Origin of the sequence: Synechococcus sp. CC9311 (assembly GCF_000014585.1) — a bacterium.
GTDB lineage: Bacteria > Cyanobacteriota > Cyanobacteriia > PCC-6307 > Cyanobiaceae > Synechococcus_C.
This window is the reverse complement of record NC_008319.1, coordinates 567205-580329: the sequence shown is the minus strand read 5'-3', so window position 1 is coordinate 580329 and position 13125 is coordinate 567205. Positions and strand designations below refer to the sequence as shown.

General features: G+C 54.5%; 15 protein-coding genes. 8 read left to right on the top strand and 7 right to left on the bottom strand.

Annotation, left to right across the window (positions count from 1 at the left end; genetic code table 11):
• The first annotated feature begins 103 nt into the window (after positions 1 to 103).
• From SYNC_RS02920 to SYNC_RS02910, 3 genes are all read left to right on the top strand, one after another.
• The gene (locus tag SYNC_RS02920; RefSeq protein WP_148201813.1) at positions 104 to 568 is read left to right on the top strand and encodes a hypothetical protein; all 465 of its coding nucleotides are present in this window, start codon (positions 104 to 106) and stop codon (positions 566 to 568) included.
• Between the two features lie 245 nt (positions 569 to 813).
• Complete coding sequence (locus tag SYNC_RS02915) at positions 814 to 1416, top strand: hypothetical protein (protein WP_041426350.1); 603 nt, start codon at positions 814 to 816, stop codon at positions 1414 to 1416.
• Positions 1417 to 1671: 255 nt separating this feature from the next.
• Positions 1672 to 2202 (top strand): hypothetical protein, encoded by a 531-nt coding sequence (locus SYNC_RS02910; protein WP_011618554.1) that lies wholly within the window; start codon positions 1672 to 1674, stop codon positions 2200 to 2202.
• Between the two features lie 62 nt (positions 2203 to 2264).
• Here the strand turns inward: SYNC_RS02910 and SYNC_RS02905 are convergent, their stop codons facing one another.
• The gene (locus SYNC_RS02905) at positions 2265 to 4208 is read right to left on the bottom strand and encodes an AMP-binding protein (RefSeq protein ID WP_041426349.1); all 1944 of its coding nucleotides are present in this window, start codon (positions 4206 to 4208) and stop codon (positions 2265 to 2267) included.
• A gap of 21 nt (positions 4209 to 4229) precedes the next feature.
• Positions 4230 to 4952, bottom strand: coding sequence for a lipoyl(octanoyl) transferase LipB (lipB, locus tag SYNC_RS02900; protein WP_049750314.1), 723 nt, complete (start codon positions 4950 to 4952; stop codon positions 4230 to 4232).
• Positions 4953 to 4963: 11 nt separating this feature from the next.
• Between lipB and hpf the strand changes: the two genes are divergently transcribed.
• The 5 genes from hpf to SYNC_RS02875 are packed head-to-tail and all read left to right on the top strand — an operon-like array spanning position 4964 to position 9731.
• A complete protein-coding gene (hpf, locus tag SYNC_RS02895; RefSeq protein WP_011618551.1) occupies positions 4964 to 5539 on the top strand; it encodes a ribosome hibernation-promoting factor, HPF/YfiA family in 576 nt (191 codons plus the stop codon).
• Between the two features lie 22 nt (positions 5540 to 5561).
• Positions 5562 to 6242, top strand: coding sequence for a deoxyribose-phosphate aldolase (locus SYNC_RS02890; RefSeq protein WP_011618550.1), 681 nt, complete (start codon positions 5562 to 5564; stop codon positions 6240 to 6242).
• Positions 6239 to 7054 carry a DNA repair protein RecO gene (locus SYNC_RS02885; RefSeq protein WP_011618549.1) on the top strand — a complete coding sequence of 272 codons (816 nt, stop codon included), beginning with the start codon at positions 6239 to 6241 and terminating at the stop codon, positions 7052 to 7054. The genes SYNC_RS02890 and SYNC_RS02885 overlap by 4 nt, the downstream gene beginning before the upstream one ends.
• A gap of 36 nt (positions 7055 to 7090) precedes the next feature.
• On the top strand, positions 7091 to 8509 hold the full coding sequence (locus SYNC_RS02880) for an MFS transporter (RefSeq protein WP_011618548.1): 1419 nt from the start codon (positions 7091 to 7093) through the stop codon (positions 8507 to 8509).
• Between the two features lie 28 nt (positions 8510 to 8537).
• Complete coding sequence (locus tag SYNC_RS02875; protein ID WP_041426878.1) at positions 8538 to 9731, top strand: glycosyltransferase family 4 protein; 1194 nt, start codon at positions 8538 to 8540, stop codon at positions 9729 to 9731.
• On the opposite strand, the gene proC is transcribed toward SYNC_RS02875, so the two are convergent.
• From proC to SYNC_RS02850, 5 genes are all read right to left on the bottom strand, one after another.
• A complete protein-coding gene (gene proC, locus SYNC_RS02870) occupies positions 9728 to 10558 on the bottom strand; it encodes a pyrroline-5-carboxylate reductase (RefSeq protein ID WP_071813703.1) in 831 nt (276 codons plus the stop codon). The two genes, SYNC_RS02875 and proC, sit on opposite strands and share 4 nt — an antisense overlap.
• Before the next feature lie 7 nt (positions 10559 to 10565).
• The gene (locus tag SYNC_RS02865) at positions 10566 to 11141 is read right to left on the bottom strand and encodes a cell division protein SepF (protein ID WP_011618545.1); all 576 of its coding nucleotides are present in this window, start codon (positions 11139 to 11141) and stop codon (positions 10566 to 10568) included.
• 107 nt (positions 11142 to 11248) lie between these two features.
• Positions 11249 to 11923 carry a YggS family pyridoxal phosphate-dependent enzyme gene (locus SYNC_RS02860; RefSeq protein WP_011618544.1) on the bottom strand — a complete coding sequence of 225 codons (675 nt, stop codon included), beginning with the start codon at positions 11921 to 11923 and terminating at the stop codon, positions 11249 to 11251.
• On the bottom strand, positions 11923 to 12189 hold the full coding sequence (locus SYNC_RS02855) for a PipX family protein (RefSeq protein ID WP_011618543.1): 267 nt from the start codon (positions 12187 to 12189) through the stop codon (positions 11923 to 11925). The genes SYNC_RS02860 and SYNC_RS02855 overlap by 1 nt, the downstream gene beginning before the upstream one ends.
• A gap of 18 nt (positions 12190 to 12207) precedes the next feature.
• Entirely contained in the window at positions 12208 to 13122 is a 915-nt protein-coding gene (locus tag SYNC_RS02850; protein WP_011618542.1) for an energy-coupling factor transporter transmembrane component T, read from the bottom strand.
• Positions 13123 to 13125 lie beyond the last annotated feature (3 nt).

The window sequence follows — 13125 nt, the reverse complement described above, 5'->3', positions numbered from 1 at the left end:
TAGCAAATCTCATTTAATTTCACCAATCATTATGTATTCCTCTAAGCTTCTTCCCTTCGGCATCCTTCTTGTTCTAGCGACTCCACTCTCATCTTTCGCCCAAATGAAAACAACTTCGATCTCAAGTGGTAGTGATAGCGAAATCATGCGAACTTCAAAAGGAACAGAAATAGTAAAACAAAGCAGCAGTAGATCTTCACAGATGGAGGGAGTAATGGGTAATCAGACAATGTCTATGACAATGTCTGGACAAGGAATGGAAGGAACCACAAGTGAATTAATGCTGCAAAGCATGGAGCAAATGAGATCGGAAGACATGGCGGTAATGGAGCAACTATCTATGGGGGTATCGGAAGAGAACATACTCGATGGACTTTTAAATAGTGAACTAGTTGCTGACGAAAACTTCTCCATAACAGCAACAATGACGATGAGTGAGAGCATGGCAGACATGTGGACGGATGAAAACGAAGTAACAAACATCGAAAGAGTTGAAGACTATGAAACTACAACAAAAACAGAGGCATGGGTTACAGAAACAGGGTTCGTCAGCTCCTTCGATATGTAAAGTCTGAACCTATTCAGACAACAAAGTTACCAAAAAGAGGATGCGCTGGAGTTTTTCAATGCATCCTTTGTTTTCGAATACAATAAATAAGGGGCACTGCTTTAATAGTTTCCCCTTATTTGTTGTATTCGAAAACGACTGTAACAGGGTAAAGAAGGAATGTGCAATGGTGCATCCCTGTAAAAGAGTACATTCAGTACAACTGACATAGACATACTAAAGACATGAAAACAACTTCATCATCCATGAATCGGTTCGCAACTATAGCCGGATTTCTAATCCTTTCCTCAGCGACGGCTGTAGCCGGTTATGCACAAACAACACAGGAGAATGGTAATAGCGCGGTCGCGATGCCGACTAATTCCCAACAAAACCAATCACGGTCTGAGTCAATTGGTGGAGGAATCTACAACTACCAAATCAACCCAGCACAAGGAGAGCTCGGAGAGATGACCGTGGGCTCAAGAGCCATTAGCTGCCAATCACCTAGCTTCTTTGCAAACGTAGGAGTACTGCCATACGACAATCAATATTTTGGAACTTTCGGTGATAACACTCGAGATAAAGACTGGATGCCACAGGGAACAATTGGATTCCAGATGCCTTTCGGACCACAGGTCTCCAGTTGTATTTCAGCAATGAAAAATCAGGCGAAGCAAACAATGATGACCACGGAGTCTGGCATTCTCAAGAAATGCGTTGAGGCCAAAGTAATTGCTACAAAAGGAGAAATTGCACTCACAAGCCTAAAATCATCACTGCCTGGTCTTTACAATCACTGCAAAACAATGTGGAATGTTGGGAGCACATCAAATTCCAATCTCAGCAGCATACTAACTAATGACTAAGCCTAAAACCTTAAACCTTTTCTTTTATCAAATCAATGAATCAAATGCATAACACCCCTGACGATCTAAAGCGACTCTCGATCCTAGTTTCAAAAGATGTTCACAAAAGCATTAAGGTTCATGCTCTTAATGCTGATCAGAGCATGAAAGACTACATTGTCAGCATTATCTCGAAAGAGGTGGACAAATAAAAACTGAAAAATTAATCCTAGCGATCAACATTTTGCACAAAGAAATCCACTCGCCACCAAAAAAATGAATCCTTTCAGTCTAGCTTTTCTTAGTCTTGTGATTATTCTTGCATCGCCTCTTTCGGCCCCTGCTCAGATGAGAATGCTTAGCAGAAGCAATATGTCAGGACAAAATAGAGTATCTAACGGCAGAGAACATATAACCAACAAGAATGATAGAATCATGGAGATGGATGGCCAAATGGACAGCCAAGTCGTGACTTTTACGATGTCAGATGAAGGCATTGAAGCTCCAGTCACCGAATTGATGATTCAAAATCTTGAACAAGTGCGTCCAGGAGACACTACTTCAGAGGAAAAGCTGAAGCTAGGAATCACCAAAGAAGGCGAACTTGCTGGAATGACAAATAGCGAAATAATCACTGAAGATGGTTTTGCGATGACAGCAACAATGACCATTAACGAACAAAATGTCAATATGCATCAAAAGACAGTAGAGGAAACTTTTATTGAGACCATTGAAGACTTTAGTACTACATCCAACTCGGCAGCATTTTCATCAGGATCAGGGTTCAGCGGTAATTTCGACTTCTAAGTCAAAAAACGATTCAATCATTCTGACCGAATCATCAATTGACCAAAGAGAAGCCTTAGCTGCTAACTGTAAATACTCTCAACAGTATTCGCGTCTCTGACACAAATCTCATTTCTTTTTTGCTTCAGTGTTTGAGTCAACAAACCATTTTCAATCGTAAAAGGTTCAACAAATGCAACACCACATAGCCTTTCTTCTGGCCTTGATCCCGAACGCAATTGAAGATCAGAATTAAAATCTCTCTTTAGAAGATCTAACAACTTTAATTGGTCTTTTAGTGGCAAGAACAAGTCGATATTTTCGATTTCTTTGTTTTCAGCAAACTGCCTCAAACCGTCTTGATTCGGAACTATCAAGGCAGCAAGTTGCTTTTTGTCTTGCCCAACAAGTAAGACTTGTTCAACGACTGGATTCATCAGCAGATGGGCTTCGAGAGGCCCTGGCTCAATATTTTCACCGCTGCTTAAAACAATGGTGTCTTTCGCTCTACCCGTTAAAACCACAGAACCATCTGGAAGCAGCATTCCCAAATCACCGGTGTCGAACCATCCATCAACATCCAGAACTTTTGCAGTGGCTTCAGGTTTCCCCAAGTATCCCTGCATGACCTGAGGTCCACGCACAAGCACCAATCCACGTTCTCGAAAACTGAGAGGAGCTCGGGATTCAGGATCCACAATCATGAATTCGGTCTGAGGCATTGGCTGCCCTGAACTTCCACGAATGTTGCGCCATGGACGCCGGCAACTCACAACCGGACTGGTTTCAGTGAGGCCATAGCCCACCAACAACTCGATACCCACCGCCTCAAAGAAGGAATCCACATGAGGCGCGATCGCAGCTCCTCCATTGATGGGGAAGCGCAGCTGACCCCCACTGAGCTGCAACCTCAGCTTTGGCCAGATCAGCTTGGATGCCAGGGCATGGGCTGGCCAGCGCCCGGCGGATTTCAGACACGCCATCAAGCGCTGACGGCGACCCAAGGGCATCAGCATCAGGTTGCAACGCTGACGCCGGGCCAAGCAATAGGCACTGCTATTGGAGAGTGCCGCGCGCAAAAGGCGCTGCCTGGATGCAGGGAATGTTTTCAAGACATCTTCAAACCCGGCTTGCACCGCCTCCCACAGGCGCGGCACCGTGACCATCACCACAGGCTTCACCCTGGGCAGATCTCGTTTGAGCTGTTTGATCGTGGTGTAGCTCTGCGAACAGGCGCATGAGAAGAAGTAATACTCCGCACTGCGTTCATAGGCATGCCAGATCGGCAACACGCTGAGCACAGGTGCGCCAGGTTCTGGCCGAGCAACGCAACTCAAGCTGCGCATCTGATGCAGCAGGTTGGCGTGGCTGAGCGGAACGCCCTTCGGCTGACCGGTGGTGCCTGAGGTGTAAAGGATGGTGGCTGTGGTGCTGGCAGCGCTGGCTGCATCTCGACCAAGATCTGGATCCGGAGCCTGTTGCTCGGCGCCAGCCGCCAAAAGATCATCCCAAGAGATCACGTCTGAATCCACAGCATCACCCTCCAGCTGAAGGACAAAGCGCAGCTGCCTGCGCAGCTGCGCAGGCAATTGGAGCCGTTGCCAAAGATCCGCGTTTTGCACCACCAGGGCCACGGCCTTGGCGTCTTCAAGGATGTAACGCAGCTCTTCTACGGGGGCTGAGGAGCCACGCACCGCATCAGCCGCACCTGTGCGCATCAAACCTTGATCTGCCATCAGCCAGCGGGGACTGTTTTCTGCAAACAGTCCCACCACATCGCCTTCACGAATCCCCAAGGCACGAAACCCTGCAGCCGCTGTCGTGATCCGTTGCGACAACTCCTGATAAGTGAAATGCTCCGGATGAGCCGCATGGGGAGCATCCACAGCCATGAGCGCACCATGACGTTGCTCAAGCCAGGGCCAGAGCTGATCCACTCTCCCCAGGCCTTGCACATGCTGCTGACGGGCGAGTGATTTCAACTCCCAAGGCGTTGGTCGCCAGCTGGCCTGTGCAAACGAACCCACAACGTTGTTTTCAGCTTGCGCCTAGGAGTACCACCCAGAATCAAGACCAGCAAGGTCGCACCAGCTGATTGAAAGGCGCTGGGCCAGTGCATCCCGCAGGAGTGGCTGCACAGCCGCAGGCGTGATGCCAGGAATCCAGCGCTGCAAACGATCCACAGGACGATCAGAAATTCCACATGGCACAACATGCGCAAACCCTTCCATGGCGCACGACACATTGAGAGCAAGGCCGTGCTGAGTGATCCAACGACGACATCCCACCCCGATAGCCGCCACTTTTCGCCCCTCCAGCCAAACACCAGTAAGGCCTGGGATGCGTTGGCCCTTCAAATCCAATGCCGCCAACACATCGATCACCACCTGTTCGAGCTGGCGCATGTACCAATGAAGGTCTGGTTCACGCCGGCGAAGGTCCAACACCGGATAAGCCACCAACTGCCCGGGGGCGTGGTGGGTGACCTCCCCTCCCCGGTCGATGCGATACAGGGGAGCTGGCGCATTCTTAGGATCAAAGCGCAAGTGATCTTCCGTCGCTCCGCGACCAAGGGTGAAGCAAGACGGATGTTGAAGAAGCCAAACCGCTTCCCTGTCTGAGCCGTCCTCAGCCAATAAGCACTTCTGCCATCCCCGTTGCCACTCCCAGGCCTGGGAAAACGGCACAGGCGCAACCGGCTCAAAAAGAAATGCCGCAGACCGCTTTCCTGGGTCAGAGGCAGTTAGTAAGTTGCCGGTAGAACCAGGCAAAGGGGAACGCCATGAAGCTTCTGATCCATGGTCGCAATTTGGATGTGACGCCCGCACTACGGGAATACACCGAAACAAAATTGGAACGCGCCATCCACCACTTCGACGACCTCGTCAAGGAAGCGGATGTGCATCTGTCAGTTGCTCGAAATCCACGGGTTCCGCAACAAACTGCCGAAGTCACGGTGTTCGCCAATGGCACGGTGATCCGCGCCCAGGAGAGAAGCGAAAACCTCTACGCCAGCATCGATCTGGTCGCAAGCAAGTTGGCGCGCCAGCTGCGACGGTTCAAGGAACGCCACAGCGACCATGGCCATCGGACCACCCCAACAGCAGCGAATGACGTCCTCCTGACGGAACGGCCCACAGAAGACTCACTGCTCGAAGGCAAAGAAGCGCAGCTCCCCAGCCCAGGCGTTCGGCGCAAATATTTCGCCATGCCAGCGATGAGCCTTGAAGAGGCACGCCATCAACTGGAACTGATCGACCACGACTTCTACCTGTTTCGAGACAAAGAAAGCGGTGAGCTCCAGGTGATTTATCACCGCAATCACGGTGGATTTGGCGTGATCCAAGCGCGGAACTAAGGACAGTGCTTGCACCACAACAATGACCGCGTCGCCGCGTCAGCGGGAGCTTCCGGAGCTCCCGCCTTTCATTCATCAAGCCGTCTTAGATCCTTTGTTGGAAGAGGAGGCCCTGCACAACCTCTGTGATGCCGGGCGTCTGCTCGGCTTCGGGGGGCTATGCACCAGCCTGTGCCACCTGGAAGCGGTGAGAAACCGCATCGGACCAAGCGGACGTCTTCGCTTGTTTGCTGTTGTGGACTTCCCCTTCGGAACGATTCCAGCGGAGCTCAAACGGGCGCAAGCGGAATGGGCCGCAGCCAGAGGAGCTGACGCCCTCGATGTGGTGCCCAATCTTGCTGCCATCACGGCTGGGCGAGCGGAAACCTATGCGGAAGAACTGGCGCAAATCTGCGATCTCGGCCTACCCGTCACAGTGATTTTGGATGTGAATCGATTGCAGCCAGAGCAACTGAGCTTGGCCGTAGAAGCTGCGATTGATGCGGGTGCTTCGTGTCTGCAAGCGGGGAACGGATTTGGAGCCGCCACCACTCCGTTGCAGGTGCGCAAGCTCAAAGAGCTTGCGAGGGGAAATTGCGCAATCAAGGCGGCCGGAGGCATACAACGGTTGGACAGTGCGCTGGACCTTATGGAAGAGGGCGCCACCGCCCTAGGAACCAGCCATGGCCCAGCTTTGATTCAGGCTCTCCGGCATCCGCAATGAGCCCGGAACGGCGAATCGAAGGGTTGGCGTTAAAGGTGGGCCCCCTCGGGGAGCACGACAGACTGCTCACCTTGCTCAGTGATGACGTTGGCCTGATTCGCCTGGCCGTGCCAGGGGCACGCAAACCCCGCAGCAGCCTGGCGGCGGCGGTGCCTCTCACCACCATGGAGCTGCAGGTGGGAGGACGCAGCGGGCTGCTGCGGGTGCGCCAACTTCGGGTTCAACACAATTTCGGCAACGTGGGGCAGAGATTGGAAACATTGGCAGCCGCCCAGGCCCTATCTGAGCTCTCGATCTCGTTGGTCGCTGGCGATGATCCAGTACCCGGAATGCTTAGTGCGGTTTTGATGCATCTTGAGCGGCTCGAGCTGCTGGCGCAGAAACAGCGTTCGTCTGAAATGAAAAGTGCGGAAGGGGAGCGTGTCGATCGAACCCTGGCAACGCTTGTTCAGGCCTGTGTTCATCTGCTCGCTCTCGGCGGCTACGGCCTGCCTCTCCAAACGTGTTGCCGCAGTGGAGCCGCCCTGTCTCCACCGATCGGGAATTGGGAATGGCGTTGCAGCCTGCTGGCCGACGAAGGGCTGGCCATCGGTTCTCAAGCTGGAGCGGCTATCCAGATCAACCCCTCCGAACTCGCCCTGCTCCAGCGATTAACACGGCTTGAACTGCCGGAACGTCAAGACGGTGGATTGATGGGGCCCCGACCCGTTTGGCTCAGGCTTTTTACACTTTTGGAGAGCTGGTGTCGCGTGCATCTCCCAAGGCCCGTCCGCTCATTTGCCATGGTGAGAGAGGCTGTCGCTAACGCTTAACCAGCCAGCAAGACGAGGGTTTTCACGTTAAAGCCTGTGGTGGGCGATCATGATTCCGCGAATGAACACATTTTGAGCGGTCCTTCTCTAAACAGCCCGGACCCGGCCCTGCCCACGAGCGCCAATCCTGAAGGTCGCCGCGGCCTTCAGGCCGTGATCCATCTCGATGGCTTCCGACGCCTGTGGGTCGGACAGATCTTCTCCCAACTCGCGGACAAGTTCTACATCGTGTTGATGGTGTATCTCATCGCCCAATACTGGGTGACCAATACACCGGACAGCAATGGCGCTCTTGCTGAAATCGCCTCTGCGATTCGCATGGATTTCGAGACGCGCGCCCAGCGCATCACATTGCTGGCCACCGGAATTTATGTCGCCAATACCATCCCGGCGATGGTGCTCGGTTCTGTTGCCGGTGTGTGGGTCGACCGCTGGCCCAAACGCAGAGTGATGGTGGCCTCCAATGGCCTGAGGGCAGTGCTCGTGCTTTGCACCCCTCTGTTCCTGATCCCTGGGCCCCACTGGTTTGGGCTGAGCTGGGGCTATTGGGCTCTGCTGCTGATGACCTTTCTTGAGTCGGTTCTGACCCAGTTTTTCGCCCCCGCTGAACAGGCGACAATCCCACTGCTGGTACCGAGAGAACACCTGCTGGCCGCCAACTCTCTCTATCAAGCCACAAGCATGGGGGCCACGATCGTTGGCTTTGCCCTAGGCGATCCAATCCTGCGAGGACTCAACCACCTGCTTCAAACGGTGGGCATCAACGGTGGCGAATTTCTGCTTCTGCCGTTCTGTTACGGCATGGCGGCCATCAGTCTGAGCACCATCCAGATGCGCGAACCGCCGAGAAAGGACAGCAGTGATTCCGTCTGGAAAGAAATCGTGGCGGGAATACAGGTGCTTCGAGAGCAGTCATCGGTCCGCGGAGCCATGGTGCATCTCGTGGTGCTTTACAGCCTGCTAGCTGCGCTTTATGTGCTGGCAATCAGCCTGGCGTCTGCCATCCAAGGACTGGGGCCAACAGGTTTCGGCAGCCTGCTGGCGATGAGCGGATTAGGGATGGCGATTGGCGCTGTGTTGGTGGCCCAAATGGGCCATCGTTTTAGCCGTCGACGCCTCGCCGCAGCCGGACTAGGCACGATTACCTGGTGTTTGGTCATGCTCGGGCAACTGCGCGGAAATCTCAGCATCACCTTGACCTTGTGCGGCGTCCTCGGAATTGGAGCCGCTCTCGTGGCAATTCCTGCTCAGACCACGATTCAGGAGGACACCCCAGAATCTCAGCGAGGTCGGGTCTTCGGACTTCAGAACAACCTGATCAACATTGCTCTCAGCCTGCCCCTGGTTCTCGCCGGTGCCCTGGTGAGCAGCATTGGCTTGATCCCTGTGCTCTGGGTGCTTGCGGCACTTTCTTTAGCTGCCGCTCTTTGGGAGCGGCCTTGGGAGCGCTGCTAGCTTCAGACTCGGCTTCGAGACGGTGCCAGTGGCCCACATTGCCTGGCTCGGCAAAAAAACTCCGTTCTGCGGCAATGTCACCTACGGGCTGAGCACCACTGAGGCCCTAAAGAAACGCGGCCATCAAACCAGCTTCATCCATTTCGATAACCCTGGCGCTCCCAGCAGCAGCAACACATCGTTGCTGGCAAACGATCCAGACGTGAGCCTGCCCTATCTGTTGAAGTCTCAGGTGTACACCATTCCCTCCCCTAGGGCGCAGAGGGAATTGCGCGAGTGCTTGGAGAGACTGCAGCCCGATGTTGTGCATGCCAGCCTCACCCTTTCCCCCCTTGACTTCAGGCTTCCTGAGCTTTGCCAACCGTTAGGCATTCCCCTAGTCGCAACCTTTCATCCACCGTTTGATGCAGGTTTGCGCAACCTCACAGCAGGCACGCAACAGCTCAGCTACCAGCTCTATGCGCCTGCTCTCTCTCGCTATGACTGCGTAATCGTCTTTTCCGATCTTCAGGCGGAAGTGCTCAACCGTTTAGGGGTTCACGAAAGTCGCCTTGCCGTCATCCCCAATGGCGTGGATCCCGACCGCTGGTCTCCTGCCCCAAGCCATCCCGACTCGATCAGCAAGGAGCTCCATGACGTGCGCTCACGGCTTGGTGATCAGCGCATTTTTCTGTACATGGGACGGATTGCAACTGAGAAGAATGTGGAAGCGTTATTGCGCGCCTGGCGACTGGTCAAACCAGCCGGCTGCCGACTCGTGATCGTGGGTGACGGCCCCCTGCGCAGCTCGCTTCAAAACGTGTATGGGAATGGAATCGGAGATTTGTTGTGGTGGGGCTATGAAGCCAATCTCAAGTCGCGCATCGCCCTGCTCCAGTGCGCTGAGGTGTTTGTGCTGCCATCACTGGTGGAGGGCCTCTCCATCGCCCTACTCGAGGCCATGGCCTGCCAATGCGCCTGCGTCGCCACGGATGCTGGCGCTGATGGAGAAGTCCTCGCCGGTGGGGCCGGCATCGTGCTCAGCACTCAAGGGGTCACCACCCAGTTGCGCACGTTGCTGCCCGTTCTGCGTGACCAACCTCTGCTTACACAAGAGCTAGGTCGGCGAGCGCGTGAGCGGGTCATCGAGCGCTACCGCATGGTGTCCAATATCGATGCTCTGGAAGCGCTTTACGACACCCTGATCCAGCAGAAACCACTAGCCGCTGAAGCCAGGGCTTAATTCGCCATGCCCCGTCCATGTTGCGTGGCGGCAACGATGGCTTCAATCAACGCCGAACGCAAGCCCGATTTCTCGAGATGACGCAACGCCGCCATGGTGGTTCCACCTGGAGACGCCACCATATCTTTAAGTTCGCCAGGATGCAGCTCCTGCTCCTGCAATAAGGCGGCGGTCCCAGCGAGAGTTCGATGCGCCAAATGATGGGCCTGCGACCGAGGCATTCCCATAGCAACAGCACCATCGGCCATCGCTTCCGCGATTAAGGCCACATAGGCAGGACCGGACGAAGTGAGTGCAAGAAAAGCATCGAGCCGTTCCTCGGGAAGTTCGAGAACCTCACTCACCGGTTCAAAGAAGGAGCGCACTTGCTGCTTCTGTGGATCAGAGATGCCATCCCCCCAAGCCAGACCGGTGAGTCCCTGACCTACCAGGCAGGGAGTATTAGGAACAGCGCGCACACAAATACGGCCTGGAAATAGAGCTTGGAGCCGCGCCAGGGGAACCCCAGCCAGCACGGAAAGCAAAAGACTTGAACCCGACGCAGGCGTTTCGATTGGGGGTGGAGCCGAGGCAGCGACCCCATCAAGCATCTGAGGCTTGACGGCCAAGAGTTGAACCGACGCAGCCCAAGCGTGTTCTGCCGCGGAATCACTGGCAGCTATAACTTTCACTCCAGAAGGCACTCGCGCAGACACCGTTGCAACAGAGTGCTCTCGGCCCACAACCGCGATCACCTCATCAGCAGAAATCAATTCCTGCTCAATCAAGGGAATCACCAGGGCCTGAGCCATCCGGCCCAGACCAATCACACCTAATGCAATCGGCACTGATGGATCAAAGCGCGGTGGCGCTTGTTGCACTCCAGGCGGGAGTTGGAGCAATGCTGGCCTCGGAGGACGCTTGCTCAACGTCCTTTGAAACGTGCGTTGGAACGGAGGCTTCGTCCTGGGTGGCGTTGGTAACAGTCACGCAGCTGGGCGCGAACAGAAAAATGCTTTCGCCCACACGCTCTTGATGACCATCAATGGCAAAGGTTCCACCTGCCACAAAGTCCACAGCGCGTTGGGCTTGATCTGGCTCCATCATCGTGAGATTGAGGATCACCGTTTTACGCTCACGCAGGGCTTGGATCGCTCCAGGCATTTCATCAAAACTGCGGGGTTCCATCAAGGAAACCTCAGCCGTTCCGGTGCTGATACCAGGCATCCCAATCACATTGGAGCCAGTGAAAGATGGCTCACTGTCAAAGGGATTGCCCGACTCAAGAGTTGCCAAAGCACTCGACATGGAGTGGGACGGACCTTCTTCGACTTCGTCCTGCTCGCCAGTGTCGTAATCGAGATCGTCATAATCACCGTCAAGGTAATCATCACCCGCAACGACAGCACGAAGACGAGAAATCAGCGACACCGGAAACTAAATCAAACCTGACCCTGAATAGCGCTCTACAGAGTTGTGAGCAAGAGTGACTGGGCGATTTGATCATCTTCACAACAGGCGATCCTGCTGAGTTGGGGTCAAACCAAGCGTTCAGGCCTCGGCCCAAACAATCCAGAACCCACGCGAACCCAGGTGGCACCTGCCTTGGCAGCCTGCTTCCAGTCTCCGCTCATCCCCATAGAGCACTCAGACAAAGCAAGCTCATCTGCGAGGGTTCTGCAGTCATGAAAGAGGCTCTGACGATCTTCAAGTCCCAAGCCAAGTGGGGCCATCGTCATCAGCCCAATGGGCTTCAAGCCTGGAAGCGACTGCAACTGTGGCCAAACCTCACGCAAGGCATCTGGCTCCCAACCACCCTTCGCCGGGTCTTCGCGAAGCTTGACCTGAAAAAACACCTCTGGAATCCGGTTCTCCTCCACCGCAATTCTTGAAGTGCGCTCTGCGAGTCCCTGAGAGTCGATCGAATGAATCACGGGAAAAGCCCGCACGACTGCACGAACTTTGTTGGCTTGCAGGCGTCCAATGAAATGCCAACGCAAGCTGCTGAGGTCTTCCAAGTCCTGTTGTTTCGGGAGTGCTTCCTGCACCCTGCTCTCACCAAAATCAACCTGCCCCAAGGCGGCTAGCTCACGCACCGCCATGGCCGGATGGCCTTTGCTGACAGCCAGCAGATTGACAGAGTCTGGACACTCTGCGTGGATCGCCTGCCAACGGGACTGAATCGTCTCAGATTCTGAGCTGCTGGACGCCATCAAATGAAGGTTTGATCGAACAGCTGCTTCCAATCGGCAAAGTCAGCAGCGCGATCACGGCGACAGCGCGCCAGGTGGAGCTCTGCATGATGCCGAGCGTCCTGATATGGAATCACCTCAAACTGAGCCCCTCTGGGTTGCAGCGTCACCAAGAAAAACATGCGCTGGGCATAAAGAGTGGCGTACAGATCCCTTCCTTCGCCCGCGGTCGAAACCTGATAAAGCATTCCGAAGGTGGGGTGATTGAGATAACGCTCCGCTCCCAAAACTCAGTCCATCAAGATTTAAAAGGCACCGTACTTGCCTCGCAATCCAACTACCGCGAGAAGGACCACAAATGACAGCAGGTTCAAACCACGAGCCAAGGCAGACGTGCTCTGAACAGGGCGGAAGCAGTCCGCAGGAAGCCAACGCCCTCCCTTTGCAATCAAGGCATCAGCTCCTTGCTCAGCCCGCAACAAAATATTGGCGAGAAGTCGCTCCCCCACCGAAAGGATCAATCCGAAGGAAGCCTTCAAGCCCAACTGACGGAGATTGACCGCTCGACTCGCCACGGAGCGCACCAGATTCTGCAGTTCCTCTTGCACCAAGGGCAGAAAACGAAGCGCCAACAGCAGCTGAAAGCAAAGACGATCCACTGGTAAACCAAGTTTGGTTAGGGGGAACAAAAACCAATTCAGGGCCCACATCAGATCCTCGCTTGGTGTGGACAACAGCATGAGATTCACGCTGTGCACCACGGTGACAATCAACGTGGCGCTATTCAGACCAAGCTCAGCTGATCGCCGATCCACGGACAGCGGGCCCAGGTTGAGTGGCCCAAGTTGGACAGGACCAAGGCGAAACAACTCCCAGCTGGACGTTTGCAGAGATAAACCCTGTAACTCCTGGACAGGCCGAACCGCCAACGTGGCGGCTGGATCTCCCGTTGGCAAAAACATCGCCAGGAGGCCAAAGCCAACACCGAGACACAACACCAGAAGTAGAGAGCGCCACCACAACCTGGCCGGCAACCCACTCAGAGCGGTGATCACCAACAAGGCCAGAACGAGCCCGAGACGCCACAAAGGGCCCGCCAGCACTGGGGTCAGCAAAAACATCACAACCCAGCCCAGCTTCAAACGAGGATCGAGCAGACGCAGCCAACCAGCACTGCCATCGACATACTGCCCGATCGGAATCTGTCGCAACCAGTCCATAGG